We start from the raw sequence: 24,648 nt of genomic DNA, 5'->3' as shown, positions 1-24,648 counted from the left end.
GACCTTTGGCAAAGCTGCTACTCTCGGCGCGCTTTGTGACTTCTCGGTAAGTAAAAAGCCAGAGTTATCAATTATAAAAATCAAACAAATAATAACCGCATCAAATGCGGTGAAGAATTCGCGTCGCTGAGGAGTGGGCTTCCATGTTTGAAGGCTTTTGGAAGGATAAGTACCCAGCTGGGATTGCTGCTGAAATCAATCCAGACGAATACCCAAATATCCAGACGGTATTGCAACAATCTTGCCAGCGCTTCGCCGACAAACCGGCGTTCAGCAACCTGGGCAAAACCATCACCTACGGTGAGCTTTACGCACTCTCGGGTGACTTTGCGGCCTACCTGCAACAGCACACCGACCTGCAACCCGGCGATCGCATCGCTGTCATGTTGCCCAATTTGCTGCAATACCCCGTCGCTGTGTTCGGAGCCATCCGCGCCGGTTTGATCGTGGTCAATACCAACCCGCTGTACACCGCGCGGGAAATGGAACACCAATTCAAAGACTCTGGCGCCAAGGCGCTGGTGTGTCTGGCGAACATGGCGCACCTGGCTGAAAAAGTCGTGCCGAAAACGTCGGTCAAACATGTATTCGTCACCGAAGTGGCTGACATGCTCTCGCCGTTCAAGCGTGTGCTGATCAATAGCGTCATCAAGTACGTGAAAAAGATGGTGCCGGCCTACCACATGCCTAATGCCATCAAGTTCAATGATGTACTGAGCAAAGGCCATGGTCAGCCGGTCAAGGAAGCCAATCCGCTGAGCAGTGATGTGGCCGTGTTGCAGTACACCGGCGGCACCACAGGCGTGGCCAAGGGTGCGATGCTGACCCACCGCAACCTGATCGCCAACATGTTGCAATGCAAAGCGTTGATGGGTTCCAACCTCAATGAAGGCTGTGAAATCCTGATTACGCCATTGCCGCTGTACCACATCTACGCGTTTACCTTTCACTGCATGGCCATGATGCTGATCGGTAACCATAACGTGCTGATCAGCAACCCGCGTGACCTGTCTGCGATGGTCAAAGAACTGTCGAAATGGAAGTTCAGCGGCTTTGTCGGCCTTAACACGTTGTTTGTGGCGTTGTGCAATAACGAGGCGTTTCGCAAGCTCGACTTCTCGGCACTCAAGGTGACGTTGTCAGGCGGTATGGCTTTGCAATTGTCGGTGGCTGAGCGCTGGAAAGCGGTGACCGGTTGCCCGATTTGTGAAGGCTATGGCATGACCGAAACCAGCCCGGTGGCCTCGGTGAACCCGATCCAGAACATCCAGGCGGGCACTATCGGGATTCCGGTGCCGTCGACTTTGTGCAAAGTCATCAACGACGCCGGTGAAGAGTTACCGTTGGGCGAAATTGGCGAGCTGTGCATCAAAGGCCCGCAAGTGATGAAGGGTTATTGGGAGCGTCCTGACGCCACCGACGAAATCATGGACAGCGATGGCTGGTTGAAGTCAGGCGATATCGCCGTCATTCAGCCCGATGGCTACATGCGCATCGTTGACCGCAAAAAAGACATGATTCTGGTCTCGGGCTTCAATGTGTACCCCAACGAGCTGGAAGACGTGATGGCCTCGTTGCCGGGCGTATTGCAATCGGCGGCGATCGGCATTCCGGATGAAAAAACCGGTGAACTGATCAAGGTGTTCATTGTGGTCAAGCCGGGCATGACGTTGACCAAGGATCAGGTCATGGCTCACATGCGCGCCAACCTGACGGCGTACAAAGCGCCAAAAATCGTTGAGTTCCGTGATGCCTTGCCGACCACCAACGTGGGCAAGATCTTGCGCCGCGAGTTACGTGATCAAGAGCTGAAAAAGCTCGGCCTGAAGAAGTAACGGCCCGTCTACAACAAAGCCCCGCAGAGCGGGGCTTTGTTGTTTTTGCAGCGGTGATCGTCAACGCGGATCCGCGTTTAATCAGGGCCGTGACGGCTCCTGATGGTACGACGGCCTTTTGAGGCTGTGCTTACTTCTGCAAAAACTGCGCGAAGTTTACGCCTGTACCCGCAGGACGTACGTCTTGCAGGTACGAGTCCTTGTCAGCACTGAGCTCCAGGCTCATGGTCGGCGTGCGCTTGTGGGTCGCGCGTACCACCATGCCTTCGCGCTTTTCACGCAAGAACGCGGTGGTCACTTTCAAGTGCAGCAGTTCATCTGTGCTCGGCGTGTGCAGCAGCAAATGCACCCATTCATATTGACCAACCGCCAGGCGGGCCAGCGGAATGTCGAACCACCAAATATTTTTGTTGGTATTCAGCGCTGCGAAATGACCGTTGTTGACGCCGATCACGGCACCGCCCAGTTCCTGGTTTCTGCGGGCAATGGCCTGCTTTTTATCGAGTTTCATAACCTTCCTACAATTCTGGATCTTCAGCGCCATAGCCTGAATACGTCGCGCATTCTCGGGGGTTAGCGGGCAAACATAAAGCCCAACCTGCGCTGAGCGATGAAATGAGTGACAGAAAATAAATGAAACTCTGTTCAAGCAGCTCAGGTCAATCTTTGTGTCGAGGTTATGACATCCGAAATTTCACTAGGAGAAATCCCATGAGCAGCACTGGCGATAAGATCAAAGGCATGGCGAACGAAGCAGTAGGCAATGTCAAACAAACGGTAGGCAAAGCCACTGACAACGACAAGCTGCGCACAGAAGGCAAGGCTCAGGAGCTCAAAGGCGAAGGCCAGCAGGCGGTCGGCAAAGCCAAAGATGCGGTAAAAAATACCGTCGACAAAGCCTGAGAGTGCACCTGTCCATAAGGCGCCAAGCGGGCCTGAGGAAGTGATAGACGGCCATCCTGTGATGGCCGTTTTCATATGTTTGAATTGCACATGTTTCCAAAGTCGCCAACTCGACTACTTTTGAGGTAAAACCCCTGAGTTGAAGTCGTTGAATGGCTTGTTAAATACCCTCATTAGAGCGGCGAAAGGAGACGCTATGTTATTTCCGGTCTTGAATGGCCTGCCGTTGGGCAAAGTACTGATCCGCACGGTCAAGGAATTCATTGACGACGAAATGTCGACCTACGCGTCTGCGTTGGCGTATCAAATGTTGTTTTCGTTGTTTCCGTTCATTTTGTTCTTGATTGCACTGATCGGCTTTTTGCATCTGCCAGACTTCTTCACCTGGCTGCGCTTGCAATCTGAGCTGGTGCTGCCGCCTCAGGCGCTGGAGCAGGTCAACCCTGTCATCGACCAGTTGCAGCAGTCCAAGGGCGGGTTGCTTTCGGTTGGTATCGTGATTGCCTTGTGGACGGCCTCCGCTGGCGTGCGCCTGATGATGAGCGCCATGAATGCGGCCTACGACGTGGTCGAGGGGCGACCCATCTGGAAGCGTTTTCCGCTGTCGATTTTCTACACCATCGGCATCGCCGGCATGTTGCTGGCGGCAGCGGCGTTGATGGTGCTTGGCCCGCAAGTCATGAGCTGGCTGGCCGGGCAGGTGGGGCTGGAAGAGTTTGTCGTGACGTTGTGGACGATTTTGCGTTGGCCGGTGATTGTGCTGCTGTTGATGGTGGCCGTGGCCGTGATGTATTACGTGATGCCCGACGTCGAGCAGAAGTTTCGTTTCATTACGCCGGGTTCGGTACTGGCGGTGGTGGTATGGATTGTGGCGTCATTGGGCTTCGCCTTTTACGTCAAGACCTTTGCCGACTACAACGCCATGTATGGCAGCATCGGGGCCATCATCGTGCTGTTGCTGTACTTCTACATCTCGGCGGCCGTGTTGTTGTTAGGCGCTGAAATGAATGCAGTGATTGAGCACATGTCGGCCGAAGGCAAGGACCCCGGGGAAAAGAGCTTCGATGAAGCAGATGACCCTGATCCCAAGCAGCATGTCAGCGGCCTTGGCCGCGATCACTCCCTCAAACCCACTTCTGATGAAGCCTGACTATGATTCGTGAAATTCTGAAAATGGGCGATGAGCGCCTGCTGCACGTTGCCAAGCCGGTGCCGGATGACATGTTCGACAGCCCGCAACTCTGGCAGCTGATCGATGACATGTTGCAGACCATGGAGCATGCGGGCGGCGTGGGTTTGGCGGCGCCGCAGATCGGGGTTGATCTGCAATTGGTGATTTTTGGCTTTGAGCACAGCGAACGCTACCCCGATGCCGAAGCGGTACCGCAAACCATCTTGATCAATCCATTGATCACGCCATTGAGCCCAATACTTGAAGAGGACTGGGAAGGCTGCTTGTCCGTACCGGGTTTGCGTGGCGCAGTGCAGCGTTATCAGCGCATTCGCTACGAAGGGTTCAGCCCTAAAGGCGAGCCGATTGTGCGTGAAGCCGAGGGTTTTCATGCGCGGGTGGTGCAGCATGAGTGCGATCACCTGATTGGCCGTCTGTACCCGTCACGCATCAAGGACTTCAATAAGTTTGGCTTCATCGACGTGCTGTTCCCGGAACTGGAAGCCGGCACTCAGGAGTAAACCTCGTAATTGGTAGTCGCTGGCGCAGGCTGCGAGCCGTTCAGCACTCGCAGCCTCGCGCGACTCAACAGCGACTACAGGCCAATCCCCAGCGCGATCATTGCCTTGTTGCGCTGGTAGCGAACCAACCGCTCGTGCAATGCCTGCGGCAACTCGGCCTCCAGCGTAAATCCCAGCCCTTCATAAAAACCTTGCAGCTCAGGGTCGCAGAATAACCACACAGGCCCGTCGCAGGCTGTGACCGCCCGGTTCACCAGCGCAGCTGCCACCCCTTGTTTACGCGACAGCGGTGCGACGAATAAACCCGTCAACCAAAAGCCATGCGCCTGGGTGCGCAGGCACAAGCCGGCAATGATCTCATCTCCACGGGCGACCCATAATTGAGCGTCTTTGACGGCTTTCATCGACGATTGGTGGCTGCGGTAAAACTTGTTCAGCAAGGGCCACTGAGGGGCTTCAAGCGGGGCATAAGTAATTGCGGTCATGGTCAAGCGTCATGGGTTGAAGGCGGCGCAGTATAACCAAAGCACCCACGCATGTGACGCATCGTCCAAGTGCGAACTTTCTTCAGAGTGGGCGTTCCGTCGCATTCTGATGGCAATTGGCTTGCAGCCTAATGTTGACTGGCTATGCTCCGTATTTACGGGGCTTGAACATTCATTGCTTCAATCCCGGGGTTGCGTACGGCTCTCGCGTCACGGGCTAAAAGCGCAGGCGGTTTGTTGTGTCTTGAAGCGTATGAATTATCAATAGACAGCATCTCCAGGGATTGAGCCATGTTTGATTTACATCGCAAAGCCGACCTGCTTGAAAATCAACGCCTGAGTTGTTCTCTGAGCGATATGAAGGCCAAGGTATTGGCCATCAGTCGATCGATGGCCATTATTGAATTTGCCCCCGATGGCACCATCCTCGAAGCCAACGACAACTTTTGCCGGGTGATGGGTTATCCCGCGGACGAGATCCGTGGCAAACATCACCGGCTGTTTTGTGAAGAGCCTTACACCCGAACCGCAGAATACGCCCAGTTCTGGCGTGACCTTGCGCGCGGGGAACCCATGAGCGGTACTTACCTGCGTCTCGATAAATCGGGTCGTGAGGTGTGGCTTGAAGCCAGTTACATGCCAATCGTTGGTGCGGACCGGCAGGTCACCAGCGTGATCAAAGTGGCGTCAGATATCACCGAGCGCATCCACAAAGAGCATGAAAACGAAAGCATCGTGAATGCCTTGAGCCGCTCTATGGCCTTGATCGAGTTTTCGCCGGACGGGCACGTGATTAACGCTAACCAGAACTTCCTCAACACGATGCATTATTCGTTGGGCGAAATTGTTGGCCAGCACCACAGTATGTTTTGCAAACCCAGCGAGCGTGAGTCAGCCGCCTATAAAGCGTTCTGGGCGTCACTCAATCGTGGCGAAGTGCACTCCCGGCGTTTTGAGCGGGTGGACAAATACGGGCATACGGTTTTTCTGGAGGCGTCCTACAACCCGATCTTCGATGCCAAGGGCCGCCTCTACAAAGTGGTGAAGTTTGCCAGTGACATCACCGCCCAAGTGACCAATCTGCAAACAGCCGCGGAGTCAGCCCACACCACGTCAGTGCAAAACGATGCCTGTGCGCAGAAAGGTTCGCAGGTGGTTCAACAAACCGTGCAGATCATCGAGGCCATCTCCAGGGACTTGAACGAGGCTGCGCAGAGCATTGATGCGGTGAGTAAACAGTCGGACATCATTGGCAAAATCGTCCAAACCATTCGCGGGATTGCCGATCAGACCAACTTGCTGGCCTTGAATGCGGCTATTGAAGCCGCCAGGGCAGGGGAGCATGGGCGCGGTTTTGCCGTGGTCGCCGATGAGGTCAGAAGCCTGGCTGCCCGCACCAGTGCCGCCACGATAGAAATCGTCGAGGTGGTGCGCAAAAACCACGACCTGTCACTCAGTGCCGTGAACAGCATGCAGTCGAGCTTGAGCCGAACCGGGCTTGGGGTTGAACTGGCGAATGAAGCGGGCGAGGCTATTTTGGAGATCCAGCAAGGTTCCCGGCATGTGGTCGATGCCATCAGCCAGTTCAACTCCACGTTGCAGTTGCACTGAGTCTCACCGTGTAGTCGCTGGCGCAGGCTGCGATGGCCTTGCAGGATTAGCCGTTTGTAACGTGCGCCAGCGACTACCGGTGGGGTTTACAGCTGGCTTTGCTGTTTCTGCTGGGCAATTTCAGCCTGCTTGATCGCTTCTTTCTGTTGCATCAAATCGCTGATTTTGTCGTTGATCGCCTGCTGTTTCTCTGGCGGCATGGCTTTTACGTCGTCTTCGGTCAAGCCCATCTCTTTCAGCAATTGCTCACGAATCCGCTGCGCAACCGGCTTGCTCATGTAGTCCTTGAACGCTTCAGTTGCAGAACCCTGGGCCGTGGCCTGGGTGTTTTGGGTGCCAGTGCTTTGCACGGCAGCGGCTTCAGGCACGCTGGATTGCAGCAGTACGCGGGTTTTGGCGAACGCCGCATTCACGTTATCCGCTTGAGCGTTGCCTGCGGCCGAGGCGGGCGTGGCTTGAAGGTTGGTCAGGGGCTGAGCGTTTTGCAATTGCCCGCTGTACAGCGCGCTGGCGGCGCCGGTAACCGGATCAAGATCCGGGCGCTGGGCTTTGAAGATAGATGGAGTGTTTTGCGTAGTAATCAGCATGAGTTGGCCCTGTTCAAATCATTGATAGGCAACTCATGAGCAAATACTGTGCCCAGCGTGCAGCACCCCGTTTTATTGGGTTTTCCGGTTTGAAGGCCGCGTCAGGCGGACAACCCTTGCCGCCCGCCTGCCGCTTTGTGGCCAAAGGCAGCTTTAACTGCTTTCGCGCACCATCAGTTCAAAACCCATGTCTTGTACGGGATTGGCGACTTGATTGCCGGCCATGAGTGTCAGCATTTGCTCAGCGGCGCGACGTCCAATTGCTTCTCGCGGCGTACGAATGCTGCTCAGGCGCGGCACCATGAACTCGGAGGAGGGCAGGTCGTTGAACCCCAATATGGCAATTTGCTCGGGGATCTTGATGCCGAAGCGCGCCGCTTCCAGCAAGGCGCCGTGAGCCAGGTCGTCGTTGCCAAAGAAAATCGCGTCCACCTGCGGGTGAGCGGCGATTAATTGCAAAAACAACTCACCACCCAGGCCCACAGACGAGGGACGCGGCGTCAGCACTTCCAGGTCGGGGTTGTACAAGCCCTTTTCTTGCAGTGCGCGGCGATAACCTTCGCCGCGTAACAAGGTGCGCTGGTCGAGTTGTGCGCCTATATAGGCCAAGTGCTTGCGCCCGCTGCCAATCAAATGATGGGCAGCGGTTTCGCCCGCCTGTAGCTGGGAGAAACCCACACAGTTCAAGCCGGCACCGGCGTCCAGCTCCATCATGTACACGCAGGGCACATTGCTGGACTCGATCATAAGGCGCGAACTTTCGGAGCGATCAAACCCGGTCAGTAACAAGCCGCGTGGCTGGTAGGCCATGTAGTTGCGCAGCAGGTCTTCTTCCTCATCGCGCGAGTAGTGAAAGTTACCGATCAACACTTCAAAGCCCTTGGGCCGCAAAACGGCGTGGATGGCTTCCAGGGTGTCAATAAACAGCAAGTTGGACAGTGAGGGCACCAGCACCACCACCGAATGGCTCTGCGCAGACGCCAGTGCACGAGCAGCAGGGTTGACCACGTAGTTCAAATCAGTAGCGGCCTGGCGCACTTTTTCGGCCAGTTCGGTGGCCACGCTACTGATACCGCGCAAGGCGCGAGAGGCCGTAATAGGGCTGACGCCCGCCAATCGGGCCACTTCGTTAAGGGTTGGACGCCCCGTGGTACGGGTATTTTTATCGTTTTTGAAGGAGGTCATCGCGGCTTGCCAAACAAAAAACAAGCCACTAAGGTAGCGCTGTCCACGGAGACCCGCAATTGCCTGATTGTCGGGACTGCGATTACCCCAGCTTTGTATGTCGAGAGCGTCACCGCGTCTCCCCACAAAAATGAGAAATAGACGTCGGTAGCTCCGGCTTTGTGCTTTGCTTTCACCGAGTGTACGCATCGACAAAGACAGCGCTGTCTACGGACTGAGGTGTTTCATGAGTCAACCTATCACTGCCCTGGTCATCATGGGTGTTGCCGGCTGCGGCAAATCCAGCGTGAGCCAGGCGTTGTGCCAGCTTAATGGCGCGACCCCGATTGAGGGCGACGCGTTTCACCCCGCGGCTAATATCGCCAAGATGAGCGCCGGTATTCCCCTGACCGATGACGACCGTGCTGGCTGGTTAGACAGCCTGGCTAACGAATTGCGGCTTGCCGTTGAGCGGGGTCAACGACCGGTATTGACCTGCTCAGCCCTCAAGTTGCGCTATCGCGAGCGCTTGCGCAGTGCGGTCGACGGTCTAGGCTTCGTGTTTCTTGAGTTAACGCCTGAGGTGGCCGCTGACCGTGTGGCGCATCGTCCAGGGCACTTTATGCCTAAAACGCTGATCGACAGCCAGTTCGCGGCCCTTGAATCACCCGAAGCGGAAGCGTTGGTGCTGACGCTCGATGCGGCAACCCATGACATCCAGCAGTTGGCCAACCAGGCCCGCGATTGGTGGCACGCTCATTCTTTGCTGGCAACCTCATGATTTTTCTTGAAACAGATAGCGCTATCCGCACCAGCCTCGGCTGCACATTCGCATGTCATAACAAAAACAAGCCAGGAGACGCCCCATGCTAGGCATGTCGCAAAATACCTTTCTGCTGATTGACGCAGTGGTGACCATCATCGGGCTGATCGTGCTGATCACCCGTTTCAAGTTGCATCCGTTTATCGCACTGATCATTGCCTCGGCTTTCCTGGGGCTGACCTCGGGCATGCCGACTGACAAGATCATCAAATCGTTTCAGGACGGTTTTGGGGGGGTGTTGGGCTTTGTCGGCATCATCCTGGCGCTGGGCACCATGCTTGGCAAAATGATGGCCGACTCCGGCGGTGCAGATCAAATTGCCCGCACGTTGATTCGGGCATTCGGTAAAGAACGCGTGCAGTGGGCGATGATGTTCGCGGCGTTCCTGGTGGGCATCCCGCTGTTTTTCGAGATCGGTTTTGTGTTGCTGATCCCGCTGGTGTTCATCGTGGCGCGTCGCACAGGTGTGTCGCTGATTAAAATCGGCATTCCGTTACTGGCCGGTTTGTCCGCCGTTCACGGTCTGGTGCCGCCGCATCCTGGCCCGCTGCTGGCGATTGGCGTGTTTGGTGCCGATATTGGCAAAACCATTCTGTATGGTCTGATCGTGGCGCTGCCGACAGCGATTATTGCAGGGCCGATTTACGGCACCTTTATCTCCAAATACATCCCCGGCAACCCGTCGCAGGAGCTGGTAGACCAACTGGCCAGTGAGCCGGAATCCAGCAGTTTGCCGAGTTTTGGCATCACCTTGGCCACTGTGCTGTTGCCGGTGTTCCTGATGCTGCTCAAGACCTTTGCCGATGTGGCGCTGCCGGATGGCAACTTCTTCCGCGGCTGGATGGACATGATCGGTCACCCGATCACCGCCCTGTTGTTGGCGCTGTTGTTGTCGCTGTACACCTTTGGTACGCGTCAGGGCATCGACTCCAAACGCATCCTTAAACTGCTCGACGCCAGCCTGGCGCCTACGGCGGCGATCATTCTGATCATCGGTGCCGGTGGTGGCTTCAAGCAAATGCTGGTGGCCAGTGGTGTGGGTGACGTGATCGGGCATATGGCGGTCAACGCGCAGATTTCGCCGATTCTGTTGGCGTGGCTGGTGGCGGCAGTGATTCGTATCGCCACCGGTTCTGCGACCGTTGCAACGATTACCGGGGCGGGGATTGTGTTGCCGGTGGTGGACTTGATTCCGGGCGTGAATCGCGAGTTGCTGGTGCTGGCGACCGGTGCGGGTTCGTTGATCCTGTCCCACGTCAACGACGCCGGTTTCTGGCTGGTCAAGCAGTACTTCAACATGACCGTGGCCGAAACGTTCAAAACCTGGACTGCGATGGAAACCATCCTGTCGGTCGTCGGTTTGATCTTTATCTTGCTGCTGTCGTTGGTGGTCTAAACCACATCCATCGGTGGGCGTGAGCTAACTCGCCCCCACCGATGGATGAGGTGTTTTAACTGGCGTTCAAGCCATCTGCGCGGAACATCGCGCGAATGCCGCGCAGGGCCTGTCGGATACGGTCCTGATTTTCGATCAGGGCAAAGCGCACATGGTCGTCGCCGTATTCACCAAAGCCAACGCCCGGTGACACACAGACTTTGGCGTCGGCCAGCAGTTTTTTGGCAAATTCCAGCGACCCCAAGTGGGCGTACGCTTCAGGGATTTTCGCCCACACATACATCGAAGCCTTCGGGTTCTCGACCATCCAGCCCAGTTCATGCAAGCCTTTGACCAAGACGTTACGGCGTTGACGGTACTGCTCTGCAATGTCTTTTACGCACTGCTGATCGCCTTCAAGAGCGGCAATGGCCGCCACTTGCAGGGGCGTGAAGGTGCCGTAGTCGTGGTAGCTCTTGATCCGTGCCAGCGCGTTGACCAATTCGGGATTGCCCACCATAAAGCCAATGCGCCAGCCAGCCATGTTGTAGCTTTTGGACAGGGTGAAAAACTCCACGGCGATGTCTTTGGCCCCCGGCACTTGCATGATCGAAGGCGCTTTCCAGCCGTCGTAGACGATGTCGGCGTATGCCAAATCGTGTACCACCAGCACGTCGTACTGTTTGGCCAGCGCCACCACGCGCTCGAAGAAATCCAGCTCAACGCATTGCGCCGTCGGATTGGACGGAAAGCCCAAAATCATCATTTTTGGCTTGGGAATTGACCCGCGGATGGCTTTTTCCAGTTCTGCAAAAAAGTCCACGCCGGGAATCAACGGCACTGAGCGTACTTGAGCACCGGCAATCACGGCACCGTAGATATGAATCGGGTAGCTGGGGTTGGGCACCAGCACCGTGTCGCCCTGATCCAGGGTGGCGAGCATCAAGTGCGCCAAGCCTTCTTTGGAGCCGATGGTAACGATGGCTTCTTCTTCGGGGTCGATTTCGACGTTGTAGCGATCAGCGTACCAACGAGAAATTGCCCGCCGCAGGCGCGGGATACCGCGTGAAGTGGAGTAGCCGTGGGTGTCTTCACGCTGTGCGACGGTGCACAGTTTTTCGACAATATGCGGGGGTGTCGGGCCGTCAGGGTTGCCCATGCTGAAGTCGATGATGTCTTCGCCACGACGCCGCGCGGCCATTTTCAGCTCGGCGGTGATGTTGAAAACATAAGGGGGGAGTCGATCTATGCGCGCAAAGCGGCGCGGCGAACCTTGGTCTGCCATGTATGCCTCTGGAACGTAAGCGCCCGGAACCGTCCGAGCGACGTTGACCACTGCGGTGGTCTGGGCGAAACAATACGGGCGATGAGGGCGGTGTGTCCAGTTACAGTTAGTCGCTATTTTTGGGCAAAACAGGCTGGTTTTGTATTTGTTCCTATACTGCATCGCGACGTTGCCTACTGACTTGACGAGCACGCGCCATGAACGAAGCACAGACTTTCACCCTGACAGCACCCCGTTTTGCCAAGGGTCAATTTCAATTGATCGCAGGTTTAGGCGGCCGTTTTAACCAGGACACCTCAGGCAACATCCCTGAACTGTGGGAACGGTTTATCCGCGACATGGGCGGTATCGCGAACCAGGAGGGTGAAGAAACCTACGGTGTGTGTTGCAACCCGGATGGTCAGGGTGGTTTCGAATATATCGCCGGGGTGGCCATCAGCAAGCTGGACGACTTGCCCGAGCGTTTTCGCTGGGTGGAGCTGCAACCTCAGGAGTACGCGATTTTTGAACATCGTGGCGCGCTGGCCAGTTTGAGCCAAACCTTTCAAGCCATTTGGCAGCAGTGGCTGCCAGCCTCAGGCTACAGTGCGGCCGATGCTCCGGAGTTCGAGCGCTACAGCGCCGACTTTAATCCAGGCACCGGCACAGGTGTGCTGGAGATTTGGTTGCCGATTAAAAAGCCGCGGTAGGGTGACTCAGCAGGCGTGTCGCGCGGGCTGTGAGCACGCCAACGACCGTATCAAGCGGCGTTCGCCTCGATACGCTTCGCCACTCTCAACCCAGCCCTGGCTCAGGTAAAACGCCAGGGCAGAGGCGTTGAAGGGGCTGACCGAGAGCATGATTTGATGAATGTCAGGCCAGTGCTCGTTGAGTTGTTGCGCGAGCAACTGCAAGCACTGCTTGCCTACGCCTTGGCCCTGAACGCGCTTGTCGACCTGCAAGGCATGCAATGTGGCGCTTTGAGGTTCAGCCCAGTGTGCCAACAGCGGCTCACGCTTTAGCAGCAAAAATGCCACGGGCACTTCATCGCTGAGCATGACGAAGCCTTTTACCCCGGCAACTGGTTGAGCGGGCAGGGAATAGAGTGCCGACTCAATGTCGCCACAAAAGGCGATCTGCTCAGGATGAACCTGAAGGTCACGCAGTTGCCGGTTTTGGCCAGGCGTCAGGTCGTGATAAGTACAAAGGCGATAGAGCATGTGGAGTGTCTGTCGTGGCGCGATCGGAGGGTTCGCAGGCAATCTGTGCCTGCAACCCTGAAGCAGTGCGCCAGTTTCTACTCATCCTTGCGTCAAATACATCGTTTTCGCGTGCTCATTTGCGCGGTTCTTTTTTGCGTCCGATAAAAGGCACCAGCATGCCGACCCGTTTTTGGTAATGGCGGTAGTGGTCACCAAACACTGCGACCAAATCCTTCTCTTCAAACTGCGTGCCGATGATGATGTACAGCGTGCTCATCAGTGCGAACACCAAATGCCCGACAGTCATGTGCGGGGTTGCCCAGAAGGCCAGCAGAAACCCGAGGTACATGGGGTGGCGTACGAATCTATAGAGCAGCGGGGTTCTGAATGAGTGGTTGCCCGGTTTGCCCGGTCTGATAGGTTCCAGCGCTTGTTTGAGGCCGAATAATTCAAAGTGGCTGATCAGGAAAGTAGCCAGCAAAATCATTCCCCATCCCAGCCAATACACCCCTGTCAGCGCTGTTCGGCCGATGGGCGACTCAACATTCCAGACGGTGGTGCCAATGGGCTGCCATAGCCAGAACATCAGTACCAACACGAGGCTGCTCAAGAGGACATACGTGGCGCGTTCAATCGGCGCTGGCACGTAATTGAGCAGCCACGCCTTGAAAGACCTGCGCGCCATGCCGCTGTGTTGCACGGCAAACAGGCTAATGAGCAGCACATCGACGAACGCAGCCCACGCCCAAGGCAGCGGGCTGATGCCTGTATCAATCCCTTTGGGAACGCCGATAGTGCCGACAAAGCCTATGAGGTACGCAAACACCAGCAAAAAGAAGAGGTAACAAAGCACGCTGTACGCCAAACAGGCGAGTTTGCCGGGCAGGCGGGTAGTGGCAGGTTTAAGGTGCGTTTTGGTGTGCATGATCGACTCCTTTCGAACATGGCAAAGTCGCAATGTTAGCGCTTTCAATACTCACATTAGCCCACAAAGAGTGAGCGGCCATTGCCGATGGTCAGTTCGAAAAAATGTCGTGCTTCATACATCAGGAGGTGAGAGAGACGACGTTTGGCGTCAGATCTGATGCTCTTGGGGCATGGGCATGCGAAAGGTAAACACGGTGCCGTGCTGTTCGCACGAGGCCACTTCAATGTTGCCGCCGTGGGACTTGGCAATCTGGCTGGCAATGTAGAGACCCAGCCCCAGTCCGGCTTGCGGCGTGTCATTGGCGGGCCGTGAGTAGGGCTGGAACAGCTGAGCCTGCACCTTAAGAGGGATGGCTTGGCCCTGGTTGGTGACGGTGAGGCTGAATACCTGTTCGATCACTTGCACCTGGACGTCAACCGCGCCGGTTTTTGCACCGTGGGCAATGGCATTGGCGAGCAGGTTGGAGAGCAGCTGCGCAAGCCGCCCGCTGTCGCAATAGACGTCGTTTATTACCCCTATCTGCGCATTGATCACGCGCTCGGGGTGTACATGTTGGACTTCGCTGATCACATGCGTGAACACCTTGTCCAGATCGCAGGCGGCGTGCCGCGTCAGCGGAATACCGGCGCCCAAACGCCCGCGAGCAAAGTCCAGCACGTCTTCGACCAGTCGCGAAGCGCGCTGCCCACAGCTGAATATGTGCTGCACCAGCGTTTCAGTGTCCGGGTTGGGGTGTTTACGCAATAACCGCTGCGAGGCGGTGGTGATGGCGAACAGCGGGTTACGCAGGTCGTGGCCCAATACGGCAATGAATTGTTCGCGCAGCTCGGCGGTTTCACGTTCCAGCAGTAAGGCGGTTTCAGTGCGTTGCAAGTTTTCTTCGGCGTCCAGTTGCAGCGACAGCAAGCGGGCAAAGGACTCCATCGTGGTTTGGATGGTGCTGCTTTTGAGTTGGGCCGGCTCGGGGTCGAGCGCACAAATAGTGCCGAAAAAACTGCCGTCGGTGCGAAACACCGGGATCGTGATGTAGCTTTCGAAATGATAGATTTTTGGCGTGTGATGGTCGTGGTAGAGCGGGTCTTCACTCACGTTGTCGATGATGATCGGCTGATGCGAGCCCAAGGTTTCAAAGCACAAGGTGCTGACCAGATCCAGCTCGCCGCCTGGCTTGAGTCCAAACCCCAAATTGTCCAGCACTGCGCACGCTGTCCAACTGGTGGGCGTGACGCGCGCGACTGCGGCAAAACGCATCCCGGTCATTTCGCTGATGACTTGCAAAATAGCTGGAACTGCACTGATGCGATTGATCGTCGCGATGTCAGTTTCTACGCCTTGCGTCATGGATCGGGGTCTCGGGTGGTCGGTATGGGTGCAATTCTAGCGAGAACCCCTCTGCGTGGTACATAACCGTATACAAATTGTTGAATTCCCCAGACCGGTAGCACGCACAAAAAAGCCGCGCCCTGTCTGATAAAGGGCGCGGCTTTTAGAGGTGCGTTACAACTCAGGTGTCTTGTTTGTCTTGCAATACTGCGCCAGTTTTAGCATCCAGCTCTACATCCCACTGAACACCTTTGGCATCGGTCAGCTCAACTTCATAAACCAGTTTGCCCAGTTTGTGATCCAGCTCAGTGTCTTGAATTGTGGCGCCGGGATGTTTGTCCAGGGCCGCTTGGTTGAGCTTTTCAAACGAGGTGATTTCACCCGAGTTCAGCAAGCCTTGAATATGGTCCGGGCGAACATCGGCTTGAGCCAGACCGGCAGTCAGTGTCAAAGCAGTGGCAGCGAACAATACGTTAAGTGCTTTCATGATTAATTCCTCTGGGGTGAGCTGTTTAAGTGGGGCCAGATTAACCATTACAACTTAATTCACGCTTAATTTTCGGCCTTACGCTTAAACAGACGTGTAATCGCTCAGTAGCCGTTCTTTTCCAGGAGCTGATTGACGGTGAAAGGTGCAGGGCGCTGATAGTACTTGAGTAGTTCAGAGGCGCGGTTGGTGAAGATGCCGTCTACCCCGGCCGCCATGACTTTCGTGAAGTCCACCGGCTCGTCGATGGTGTATACGTGCACCAGCATGCCTTTGTCGTGAGTGGCCTTGTTCATCCAGGGCTGCACGAGGTCGAAGTAACTTTGGTCGCCGCCGTGTGTCAGTGCGGCTGACGGCCCTGTACCCATTGCGCCGTGGGCTTTGGCAAAGTCCAGCCATTGCAGGAACTCGGCGTGGTCTTTGGGTTGCTGTTTGGCGTAGTAAGCGGCTTTGTCCTTCTCGCCCGAATCGGCGAAGCTCACTTGGCTGTTGGGGGTCATGCCGCCTTCGCCGACCCACAGCAGGAGGATTTTAGGTGTGTCGGGCATTTCTTTTTGCAGCAGTTCCAGGCTGCTTTTTTCAAAGGTTTGCAGCACGACTCGGCCTTTGCCCTGGCCTACTTGCGGTTCGCCAGTGGTGACGGTGGCAGGTTGCAGCCAGCCACGTTTGCTCAGGTTGTTTTTCAGGTCGTGCTCAAGCCCCGGGAATTGCTTGGGCTCTTTGGTTTCAATGTACAGGCCCGGTTTGTGCTGCGGGCTGGCTTGGGCGATATCAATGATTTCGTCCAGCGTGAGGATTTGCAGCCCTTTGTAGGAAGGACGTGCGCGCTGTGGGTACGCTTCATTGAACCAGCTGCCGGCATCCAGGGTTTTCAATTCCGCCATAGTGAAGGCGTTGGCCGGGCTGTCTTTGCGCGCCGGGAATTTTTTAGCCACGTCTGTGGTGCGCAGCAGGCTGTTGTCATGCAAGGCAAACAGCACGCCGTCTTTACTGCGCTGCAAGTCCATTTCCAGATAATCAGCGCCCAGGTCGCGAGCCAGAGTGTAAGACGCAGCTGTTGATTCAGGGGCATCGAAAGAGGCACCGCGGTGGGCGATCACCGCCGGGTGCGGGATGCCATGAGCATTGGCCAGAACCGTTTGTGCGGAGTCCGACGCGCTGGCGGCATGTGCGCCACTCGTGCTCAGTAGCAAGCTGAGGAGCAGGGCGCTTTTGCCAAAAATATCAGGCATGGGATGAATTCCTTTCGATCAGAAAAATAAGGACGTCTTTTTAACAACTGTCAGCCATTGCGGCTATCGAGAACCCGACATAAACGTGCGTCGTGTTTAATTTGCTGCGCTTTTTAGGCCTGGGCGCAGTATTCTTGCGCTCTAGAGCGTCCCCAGCAGAGGGAACAGCCTTCAACCTTGTGTGTAAACCATCGTCCTTTGAGCCTTGCCGGCTCGTTAGTGGGGTTTACCATGCGCATCACTTCAGAACTCATCTGTCAGGCCGCTGATCTACTTAACGGCTTTGTTGGTTTCAATCGTAAGACAGGCCAGCACATTGTCCGCTTCAGTGAAGATTCTTTCGGAATGGACGTCGCCGACGACAACATCACGCCCACGTGCGAGTTTGTCTGGCAGGCAAGCGATGGCGACACCATGACCCTTAAACGGGCGTTGATTCAGTTATTGCTGGATCAAAATATCGATGACCGTTTGAACATCACCGAGCCTTTGCGCGTTTACATGAATCGCGGGGAGTTGCCCGAAATCTGCGCCGTCCGACGTTGCGTCAACAGCTAAGACGCCTTATGCATGACGTTCGGGTGTCTTAGCCGGGGTTACTTAAGGCCGAGCCTGGAAGCAGGTCGGCCGCGGCAACGCTGATTTTGTTGCGCCCGGTATTTTTCGCGATGTACAGCGCCTTGTCCGCTTCGTTAAGCCACTGTGAAGCATCATCGAAGTCGGGGCGGTACGAGGCCAGCCCGATGCTGAGGCTGACCTGCAAGCCGGGTTCATCGCCATCCAGCACTTGGCTAAAGACCTGACGCAGGCGTTCCATGATGTCTTGCGTTTGCTCCAGGGAGCGATTGGGCACAATCACACAAAACTCATCGCCGCCATAACGTCCGGCCAAGTCTTCAGCGCGCAGGTTGTCTTTAAGCTGTTTGCTGAGTTTGCGCAGTACGCTGTCGCCCACGATATGGCCGTAGGTGTCATTGATACGTTTGAAGTGGTCGATATCAATCAGTGCCAAGGTTGCTGTTGCGCCTGTTTGCTGACACTGGTGGAAGCTTAGTTGCAGCAGGTCTTTCCATGATCCGTGGTTGAGCAGGCCCGTCAGGCTGTCAGTGCGGCTTAACGCGCGCAGTGTGCGTTTGTGTTCTGCCAGTTTGATGGCCAGTCGATAGCACACCATGCCCACTGCGAATGGGTAGAGCGCCAGCATGGGCAAGCAGGCGTAGATTTGCAGAGGCGTTGTGTGCGGGGTGAAGTCGATGCCCAGTAACGTCCACGCGATCAGCACACCGGCTATTTGTGCCAACGCTCCGCGAAGCAGCATCTTTTGCCCGCCCGCGGCGACATTATTCATGGTCATCATCGACAGAATCGTCACGGTGGGCAGCGGGTTGAACTGAAAGCTGGCAGCCCAAAAACCACCGAAAAGCGAGTCGATGAGCATGTTGCGACGTTCGGTCTGGAATGGATAAGCCGAGCGGGTCGATATTTTGAGGGCCACGTGCGGCCAGACAAAACCATTGAACAGCAACAGCCCCCAGATCCAGAGGGGCATATCGAGCGGGTAGAGAGCCGCCATGACGCTGAAACAACCAATTCCCAGGCCCACGGTGCGCGGCACGTAGATACGTCTGGCGAATGACAGGCCTTTGCCGCGTTGATTGTCCATAAGGGTCTGCATTAAAGGAAGGGTTCGGTGCATGCCTGCGGGTTTTGAGGCACGGCCGTGTGTTGTTTTATTCAGCGGGCATTGTCGATTATGACGTGTGTAATATTCAGCAAAAATTTAAGCATTTGCAGCCATTGTGCTCAAGCGTAGCTGCTGGGCACCCATCAACAGAGGGGGTTGGAGTCGCTAATGCGCCGCTGTTTTGATTTCGTGACTGGAAAATGACGATTGACCTTCTATCGCTCTTAAAACGGCCGTAATTATCACGTTTGGTGATGGCGCTTTAGAGCTGGCCTTCGATGGCCGGCTGGAGCCGTTTGATCGCATTGTGGCGTTGGCCGAGCACAACAGCGTGCTCATCACAACGCCACAGAGGGGCGGGACGTTTAACCTGATGCGGTCTCACATGGGGCGGTGTTTGAAGTTTGATGCAAGGCGTATTGAGCGGGTGCGCTGAGAAAGGCTGACACTCATTCGATCATGGCGAAATCTTCGCGACCTACAGGGTCCGGTGTTGTGCCGCGAATGTTCCCGCCTCTGCTGGGGGCAAACCCCGGAAATAACACCAGGCCTTCAGCTTCGAGCCGGTGCGCAAGCGCTAGCAGGGTTACATCCCTGATCGGCTCGCCCGCTTCAAAGCGTTGAATGGCAGGTACTGAAACCTTGGAGGCGTGGCTGAGTTGATCAAAGCTCCAGCCCAGCATTTGACGGGCTTGTGTGCAGTGGGCCGGGGTGAATTGATGAATGATGACTTGCTCAAGCGTACTGCGCATCGCTGATTTGGGCATGAGGATTCTCCGTGGTTGATTCGTCGCTTAAAAAATACTGTGTTTTTATACAGTTGTTTTCAAGGGCGATCAAATCCATTTTTTTGATCTGTGCCTTCGTGCAGCAGCGCTCCCAGCCCACCCATTCAGCTGCCTAGCGCAGAGGTGATACGTCGAAAATTTCGATATAAACGCTGCGCAAAAAAAGCTGGCCAACAAAAAGGCCGCCCGCAGGCAGCCTTTTTGATTAGCGAATCATCACCTCTGGAATCAATCCCAGCTCAGTGCGCCGCCCGTTTGGTACTCAATGACCCGTGTCTCGAAGAAGTTCTTCTCTTTCTTCAAGTCCATGATTTCGCTCATCCATGGGAATGGGTTAGTGGTGCCCGGGTACTCTTCTTTCAGGCCGATCTGCGACAGACGGCGGTTAGCGATGAACTTGAGGTAATCCTCCATCATCGCCGCGTTCATGCCCAATACGCCGCGCGGCATGGTGTCACGCGCGTATTCGATTTCCAGCTGAGTGCCTTGCAGGATCATCTGCGACGCTTCTTCCTTCATGTCGGCATCCCACAAGTGCGGGTTTTCGATTTTGATCTGGTTGATCACATCGATGCCGAAGTTCAGGTGCATGGATTCGTCGCGCAGGATGTACTGGAACTGCTCGGCAACGCCAGTCATCTTGTTGCGGCGGCCCATCGACAGGATCTGGGTGAAGCCGCAGTAGAAGAAGATGCCTTCAAGCACGCAGTAATAAGCGATCAGGTTGCGCAGCAGTTCTTTGTCGGTTTCAACAGTGCCGGTTTCGAACTTCGGATCGGAGATCGAACGGGTGTACTTCAAGCCCCACGTGGCCTTTTTAGCGACCGACGGGATCTCGTGGTACATGTTGAAGATCTCGCCTTCATCCATGGCCAGCGATTCGATGCAGTACTGGTACGCGTGGGTGTGGATCGCCTCTTCGAAAGCCTGGCGCAGGATGTACTGGCGGCACTCGGGGTTGGTGATCAGGCGGTACACGGCCAGTACCAGGTTGTTGGCAACCAGGGAGTCGGCGGTGGAGAAGAAGCCCAGGTTGCGCATGACGATGCGGCGCTCGTCGTCGGTCAGGCCTTCGGGGTTTTTCCAGAGGGCGATGTCGGCAGTCATGTTGACTTCTTGCGGCATCCAGTGGTTTGCGCAACCGTCCAGGTACTTCTGCCACGCCCAGTCGTACTTGAACGGTACGAGCTGGTTAAGGTCGGCGCGGCAGTTGATCATCATCTTTTCGTCAACCGCGACGCGGGCGCTGGCGCCTTCGAGTTCGGCCAGGCCTTCTGCGATGTCGAGGTTGTCCAGCGCGGCCTTGGCGCGCTTGATGGCTTCGGAGTCGTTGGCCGTGACGGCACGCGCTTCCTGAGCTGCAACGCCACCGGCGGTGTCTAGCCGGTCCATGTTGGCTTCGGTTGCGTGGCCTGCGTTGGCGCCTTTGACGGCGGCTTCGCCTTCATCTTCTTTGTCGAATTCGTCCCAGCTCAGCATGACGTGTCGTCTCCTGCGTGAGGGCCAATGCCCGTGTAACAACGCTTATGGTCAGGTTGTTTCACAGCCATAGGCCGCTTGGATCTAAGGAATGTTGCTTGCAGCAGCGGTAAGCGCACGCAAAAACATGAATGTATTCGTAGGGTTGGCCCGCTGTCGCTGAGGGGATGCAGTGGTTTGTGCATCTCAACCTGGCCGAGGAGCCGGAGCAGCGTGGGTTTATAGCCCAGAGAGGGGATATATCAAGCCCGTTTGACGGCCGCAGTATACGGGTTTTGTACCGGGTATTTCAGCCAGTTTTTTTTCGGACGATGCGACGAAATGCCCTAAATTTGGCCTGGACTTGCGCTTGGGTTAGGCGGGGCGCGGGTTTGTCTGCGAGGATTTATTTTGCAGCATGGCTAAGCGGTCGAGTGACCTGCGGTGCAGAAGGAGGCGGGGGGTGTCTGGGGTGGACTAAGCCCGGCCGAAACCGGGCGTTAAGTCACAGGGGGCATCAGCCCAAACGGTGGCCGTTGGTGCGGTCATAGCCGTCCTCAGCAAAAGAGGCTGAGCGAGTGTTGTCATAACCGTCTTCGGCAAAAGAGGCTGAGCGAGTGTTGTCGTAGCCGTCTTCGGCAAAAGTGGCCGCGTGCGTGCGGTCGTAACCGTCGGCCGCAAAAGCTGCGCTGGCCAATACCGATAGACTAAAAGCCAATATCAGTGAGCGTTTCATTAACGTCTGTCCTGAAGGTGTTATTCGCGGGGCGTGAACAGTTCAATACACACGACTGTGCATCGAAAGTTATAAGTTCAAGTCGGGATATACACGCCATAAAAGAGGGCACTTTAAGCATTTAACAACGGCACGTTAGCCGTTGGAGCAACCATTACCCATCACGCGGTATTCGAGGGTGTGTTGCATGCCGTGGGAGTCTTCATAAACCATTTGTGCCGGTACAACTTCGCACACGCTGGGCACTTCGCTCATGGAGATAACTTTGGCAATGTCCAGCTCGGAAGAATAAGAATAGTGTTCAACGGGCGGTGACTGGCTGGAAACAGGGGTGCTGACTTCATCCGCCATGGCGGTTAAACACACACTGCTGAGGGCCAGAACTAACAACGCTTTCATTTCAGTTTTACCTGTTTTCGGTCGAGTGGGGTCACGTAGCCCTTATGAGGCCACGTGTGAAACTTCATCAGTTAAGTGCGACTAAACTTGCCTTCGTGGGGGCTGTCACTTGCGTTAATCGCAGTGCCTTGGTTGGCGAGGTGAATTTTATGCCTGCGCCGGACGGGCATATAGGGGGACTTTTGATAAAGACTGTTGACAGATTTTGCAACAATCGTAGAAAACAAGCCGTGTCAGGTGTTTTTGAGCGTGTCGTCCTGGGTTGCCAAGCCCTGTAAGCACTGTGCTTGAGCCTTCAATACAAAAGCTGTGTTTTTTCTACGCGTTTCTTACTACCAACGTCGAATGGAAGTCGTACGGTAGCCCGGCTAAAACAGGGTCATAAAACAACAACTACAAAAATAATTGAGGTGTGAAACATGAGTGCTGCTTCCCTGTATCCCGTACGCCCCGATGTCGCAGCCACGACGCTGACAGACGAGGCGACCTACAAGGCGATGTACCAGCAATCCGTCGTCAACCCCGATGGTTTCTGGCGCGAGCAAGCTCAGCGTCTCGACTGGATCAAGCCTTTTACCACCGTCAAGCAAACCTCCTTCGACGACCACCACGTCGACATCAAATGGTTTGCCGACGGCACCCTTAACGTGTCCTACAACTGTCTGGATCGCCATCTTGCCGAGCGCGGTGACCAGGTCGCGATCATCTGGGAAGGTGACGACCCTTCTGAGCAGCGCAACATTACTTACCGCGAACTGCACGAAGAAGTGTGCAAGCTGGCCAACGCTTTGCGCGGTCAAGACGTGCACCGGGGTGACGTCGTCACCATCTATATGCCGATGGTTCCCGAGGCGGTAGTCGCCATGCTGGCGTGTACCCGCATCGGCGCGATTCACTCCGTGGTGTTCGGTGGCTTCTCGCCGGAGGCGCTGGCCGGGCGCATCATCGACTGCAAATCCAAAGTGGTGATCACGGCCGACGAAGGCGTACGTGGCGGCAAGCGCACGGCGCTCAAGGCCAATGTCGATGTCGCGCTGACCAACCCGGATACCTCAAGCGTTCAGAAAATCATCGTCTTCAAACGCACCGGAGGTGACATTGCCTGGTACAAGCATCGTGACATTTGGTACCACGACCTGATGGCGGTAGCCTCGACGCACTGCGCGCCCAAAGAAATGGGCGCCGAAGAAGCCTTGTTCATCCTTTATACCTCCGGCTCCACGGGTAAGCCCAAAGGCGTGCAGCACACCACGGGTGGCTACCTGCTCTATGCCGCGCTGACCCACGAACGTGTCTTTGATTACCGCCCGGGTGAAGTCTACTGGTGCACGGCGGACGTGGGCTGGGTCACGGGCCACACCTACATCGTTTATGGACCGCTGGCGAACGGCGCGACCACGGTGTTGTTCGAGGGCGTGCCCAATTACCCGGACATCACCCGTGTGTCGAAAATCATCGACAAGCACAAGGTCAACATCCTCTACACCGCGCCAACCGCCATTCGCGCCATGATGGCCGAGGGGCAGGCGGCGGTTAAAGATGCAGACGGTTCCAGCTTGCGCCTGTTGGGTTCGGTGGGTGAGCCGATTAACCCGGAAGCCTGGAGCTGGTACTACAAGACGGTGGGCAAGGAGCGTTGCCCGATTGTCGATACCTGGTGGCAGACCGAAACCGGCGCTTGCATGATGAGCCCGCTGCCGGGTGCTCACGCCCTCAAGCCGGGTTCGGCAGCGCGTCCATTTTTTGGTGTAGTGCCCGCGCTGGTGGATAACCTGGGCAACCTGATCGAAGGGGCCGCCGAAGGAAACCTGGTCATTCTTGATTCGTGGCCGGGTCAGGCGCGCACGTTGTATGGCGATCACGACCGCTTTGTCGATACCTACTTCAAGACCTTCCGTGGCATGTACTTCACCGGTGACGGTGCGCGCCGCGACGAAGACGGTTACTACTGGATCACCGGGCGGGTCGATGACGTGCTTAACGTCTCGGGGCACCGGATGGGCACGGCCGAGATTGAAAGCGCCATGGTCGCCCACCCTAAAGTTGCAGAAGCGGCGGTTGTAGGCGTGCCGCACGACATCAAAGGGCAGGGCATTTATGTCTACGTCACGTTGAATGGCGGCGAAGAACCGAGTGAGGCGTTGCGCCTGGAGTTGAAAAACTGGGTGCGTAAGGAAATCGGCCCCATCGCCTCGCCCGATGTCATTCAGTGGGCACCCGGCCTGCCCAAAACCCGCTCGGGTAAAATCATGCGTCGGATCTTGCGCAAGATTGCGACGGGGGAATATGACGGGCTGGGCGATATCTCGACGTTGGCAGATCCAGGTGTCGTGCAGCATTTGATTGATACCCATAAAGGCATGAAGGTCGCGTAAGGCGCCGTTTGCTTGAGCAAACCCCCGCCCGGCATTGCCTGGCGGGGGTTTTTATTGATCGGCCAAGCACAATCCTCAGGCGCGCTGATGTGTTGTGGGGGCGCCTCATATGACTCGTCAACGGCCACCGGTTTTGCGCGCGCGCTGCCTGGCTGGCGTTTGAGGGGCGCAGGTGAGGTGTTACCGCATGTGTAACCGGGTGCGCGAAAACGGGGCCTTGCGCCACGTACAGCACTGTTTTAGAGCCTTGTTATGGGGGCTGAAAAATAAGATGAAACGCTACACTTGCCGGAATAG

25 protein-coding genes and 1 pseudogene are annotated in these 24,648 nt (G+C 56.0%); 11 read left to right on the top strand and 15 right to left on the bottom strand.

The window, feature by feature from the left end; all coding sequences use genetic code 11:
* Window positions 1-143 precede the first annotated feature (143 nt).
* The gene (fadD1, locus tag ACP7A4_RS09805; RefSeq protein WP_426246589.1) at window positions 144-1,835 is read left to right on the top strand and encodes a long-chain-fatty-acid--CoA ligase FadD1; all 1,692 of its coding nucleotides are present in this window, start codon (window positions 144-146) and stop codon (window positions 1,833-1,835) included.
* Window positions 1,836-1,965: 130 nt separating this feature from the next.
* On the opposite strand, the gene ACP7A4_RS09800 is transcribed toward fadD1, so the two are convergent.
* Window positions 1,966-2,346, bottom strand: coding sequence for a hypothetical protein (locus ACP7A4_RS09800; RefSeq protein WP_048363449.1), 381 nt, complete (start codon window positions 2,344-2,346; stop codon window positions 1,966-1,968).
* Between the two features lie 200 nt (window positions 2,347-2,546).
* On the opposite strand from ACP7A4_RS09800, the gene ACP7A4_RS09795 reads away from it, so the two are divergent.
* From ACP7A4_RS09795 to def, 3 genes are all read left to right on the top strand, one after another.
* On the top strand, window positions 2,547-2,738 hold the full coding sequence (locus ACP7A4_RS09795) for a CsbD family protein (protein ID WP_059764736.1): 192 nt from the start codon (window positions 2,547-2,549) through the stop codon (window positions 2,736-2,738).
* Window positions 2,739-2,934: 196 nt separating this feature from the next.
* Window positions 2,935-3,888, top strand: coding sequence for a YihY/virulence factor BrkB family protein (locus ACP7A4_RS09790; protein ID WP_059764738.1), 954 nt, complete (start codon window positions 2,935-2,937; stop codon window positions 3,886-3,888).
* Window positions 3,889-3,890: 2 nt separating this feature from the next.
* Window positions 3,891-4,430, top strand: a complete 540-nt coding sequence (def, locus tag ACP7A4_RS09785; protein WP_059764740.1) for a peptide deformylase — start codon at window positions 3,891-3,893, stop codon at window positions 4,428-4,430.
* 74 nt (window positions 4,431-4,504) lie between these two features.
* Here the strand turns inward: def and ACP7A4_RS09780 are convergent, their stop codons facing one another.
* On the bottom strand, window positions 4,505-4,915 hold the full coding sequence (locus ACP7A4_RS09780; protein WP_048363453.1) for a GNAT family N-acetyltransferase: 411 nt from the start codon (window positions 4,913-4,915) through the stop codon (window positions 4,505-4,507).
* A 291-nt stretch (window positions 4,916-5,206) separates the two neighbouring features.
* Here ACP7A4_RS09780 and ACP7A4_RS09775 point away from each other — a divergent pair.
* Both ACP7A4_RS09775 and ACP7A4_RS09770 read left to right on the top strand, forming a co-directional pair.
* Window positions 5,207-5,977: pseudogene (locus ACP7A4_RS09775) on the top strand (PAS domain-containing protein); the annotation flags it as partial.
* Complete coding sequence (locus ACP7A4_RS09770; protein WP_420877438.1) at window positions 5,954-6,526, top strand: methyl-accepting chemotaxis protein; 573 nt, start codon at window positions 5,954-5,956, stop codon at window positions 6,524-6,526. The pseudogene ACP7A4_RS09775 and the gene ACP7A4_RS09770, both read left to right, overlap by 24 nt.
* Window positions 6,527-6,612: 86 nt before the next feature.
* On the opposite strand, the gene ACP7A4_RS09765 is transcribed toward ACP7A4_RS09770, so the two are convergent.
* Together ACP7A4_RS09765 and ACP7A4_RS09760 are read right to left on the bottom strand one after the other, a co-directional pair.
* Complete coding sequence (locus ACP7A4_RS09765) at window positions 6,613-7,113, bottom strand: hypothetical protein (protein ID WP_426246585.1); 501 nt, start codon at window positions 7,111-7,113, stop codon at window positions 6,613-6,615.
* 153 nt (window positions 7,114-7,266) lie between these two features.
* Window positions 7,267-8,298 (bottom strand): LacI family DNA-binding transcriptional regulator, encoded by a 1,032-nt coding sequence (locus ACP7A4_RS09760; protein ID WP_059764744.1) that lies wholly within the window; start codon window positions 8,296-8,298, stop codon window positions 7,267-7,269.
* 226 nt (window positions 8,299-8,524) lie between these two features.
* On the opposite strand from ACP7A4_RS09760, the gene ACP7A4_RS09755 reads away from it, so the two are divergent.
* Window positions 8,525-9,058 carry a gluconokinase gene (locus ACP7A4_RS09755; protein WP_048363457.1) on the top strand — a complete coding sequence of 178 codons (534 nt, stop codon included), beginning with the start codon at window positions 8,525-8,527 and terminating at the stop codon, window positions 9,056-9,058.
* Window positions 9,059-9,143: 85 nt separating this feature from the next.
* Window positions 9,144-10,496, top strand: a complete 1,353-nt coding sequence (locus ACP7A4_RS09750) for a GntP family permease (protein ID WP_059764745.1) — start codon at window positions 9,144-9,146, stop codon at window positions 10,494-10,496.
* A 55-nt stretch (window positions 10,497-10,551) separates the two neighbouring features.
* Here the strand turns inward: ACP7A4_RS09750 and alaC are convergent, their stop codons facing one another.
* Window positions 10,552-11,760, bottom strand: coding sequence for an alanine transaminase (alaC, locus tag ACP7A4_RS09745; protein WP_048363459.1), 1,209 nt, complete (start codon window positions 11,758-11,760; stop codon window positions 10,552-10,554).
* Between the two features lie 197 nt (window positions 11,761-11,957).
* Here alaC and ACP7A4_RS09740 point away from each other — a divergent pair, with 197 nt between their 5' ends.
* Window positions 11,958-12,449: a GyrI-like domain-containing protein gene (locus ACP7A4_RS09740; RefSeq protein ID WP_059764747.1), complete on the top strand. Its 492-nt coding sequence runs from the start codon at window positions 11,958-11,960 to the stop codon at window positions 12,447-12,449.
* Between the two features lie 6 nt (window positions 12,450-12,455).
* Here ACP7A4_RS09740 and ACP7A4_RS09735 read toward each other — a convergent pair whose 3' ends face one another.
* From ACP7A4_RS09735 to ACP7A4_RS09715, 5 genes are all read right to left on the bottom strand, one after another.
* Window positions 12,456-12,959, bottom strand: coding sequence for a GNAT family N-acetyltransferase (locus ACP7A4_RS09735; protein ID WP_426246580.1), 504 nt, complete (start codon window positions 12,957-12,959; stop codon window positions 12,456-12,458).
* Window positions 12,960-13,074: 115 nt separating this feature from the next.
* On the bottom strand, window positions 13,075-13,866 hold the full coding sequence (gene mddA / locus ACP7A4_RS09730) for a methanethiol S-methyltransferase (RefSeq protein ID WP_059764751.1): 792 nt from the start codon (window positions 13,864-13,866) through the stop codon (window positions 13,075-13,077).
* Between the two features lie 150 nt (window positions 13,867-14,016).
* Window positions 14,017-15,210: a GAF domain-containing sensor histidine kinase gene (locus ACP7A4_RS09725; RefSeq protein ID WP_426246577.1), complete on the bottom strand. Its 1,194-nt coding sequence runs from the start codon at window positions 15,208-15,210 to the stop codon at window positions 14,017-14,019.
* Between the two features lie 163 nt (window positions 15,211-15,373).
* Window positions 15,374-15,679, bottom strand: a complete 306-nt coding sequence (locus ACP7A4_RS09720; RefSeq protein WP_059764755.1) for a PepSY domain-containing protein — start codon at window positions 15,677-15,679, stop codon at window positions 15,374-15,376.
* Between the two features lie 104 nt (window positions 15,680-15,783).
* Window positions 15,784-16,911 (bottom strand): glycerophosphodiester phosphodiesterase, encoded by a 1,128-nt coding sequence (locus ACP7A4_RS09715; protein ID WP_059764757.1) that lies wholly within the window; start codon window positions 16,909-16,911, stop codon window positions 15,784-15,786.
* A 231-nt stretch (window positions 16,912-17,142) separates the two neighbouring features.
* Here ACP7A4_RS09715 and ACP7A4_RS09710 point away from each other — a divergent pair, with 231 nt between their 5' ends.
* Entirely contained in the window at window positions 17,143-17,469 is a 327-nt protein-coding gene (locus tag ACP7A4_RS09710; RefSeq protein WP_426246574.1) for a DUF2025 family protein, read from the top strand.
* A 28-nt stretch (window positions 17,470-17,497) separates the two neighbouring features.
* Here ACP7A4_RS09710 and ACP7A4_RS09705 read toward each other — a convergent pair whose 3' ends face one another.
* From ACP7A4_RS09705 to ACP7A4_RS09685, 5 genes are all read right to left on the bottom strand, one after another.
* Entirely contained in the window at window positions 17,498-18,574 is a 1,077-nt protein-coding gene (locus tag ACP7A4_RS09705; RefSeq protein ID WP_426246572.1) for a diguanylate cyclase, read from the bottom strand.
* Window positions 18,575-19,044: 470 nt separating this feature from the next.
* On the bottom strand, window positions 19,045-19,362 hold the full coding sequence (locus tag ACP7A4_RS09700; RefSeq protein ID WP_426246570.1) for a helix-turn-helix domain-containing protein: 318 nt from the start codon (window positions 19,360-19,362) through the stop codon (window positions 19,045-19,047).
* Window positions 19,363-19,611: 249 nt separating this feature from the next.
* Window positions 19,612-20,862 (bottom strand): ribonucleotide-diphosphate reductase subunit beta, encoded by a 1,251-nt coding sequence (locus tag ACP7A4_RS09695; RefSeq protein WP_048363468.1) that lies wholly within the window; start codon window positions 20,860-20,862, stop codon window positions 19,612-19,614.
* Between the two features lie 496 nt (window positions 20,863-21,358).
* Entirely contained in the window at window positions 21,359-21,577 is a 219-nt protein-coding gene (locus ACP7A4_RS09690) for a heme utilization protein (protein ID WP_203303269.1), read from the bottom strand.
* 135 nt (window positions 21,578-21,712) lie between these two features.
* Window positions 21,713-21,976: a DUF2790 domain-containing protein gene (locus tag ACP7A4_RS09685; RefSeq protein WP_203303270.1), complete on the bottom strand. Its 264-nt coding sequence runs from the start codon at window positions 21,974-21,976 to the stop codon at window positions 21,713-21,715.
* 419 nt (window positions 21,977-22,395) lie between these two features.
* Here ACP7A4_RS09685 and acs point away from each other — a divergent pair, with 419 nt between their 5' ends.
* Complete coding sequence (acs, locus tag ACP7A4_RS09680; protein WP_048363471.1) at window positions 22,396-24,351, top strand: acetate--CoA ligase; 1,956 nt, start codon at window positions 22,396-22,398, stop codon at window positions 24,349-24,351.
* The last annotated feature ends 297 nt before the right edge of the window (window positions 24,352-24,648 follow it).

This window comes from Pseudomonas sp. TWR3-1-1 (assembly GCF_049896545.1).
Taxonomy (GTDB): Bacteria; Pseudomonadota; Gammaproteobacteria; order Pseudomonadales; family Pseudomonadaceae; genus Aquipseudomonas; species Aquipseudomonas weihenstephanensis.
This window is presented reverse-complemented; position numbering and strand designations above follow the sequence as displayed.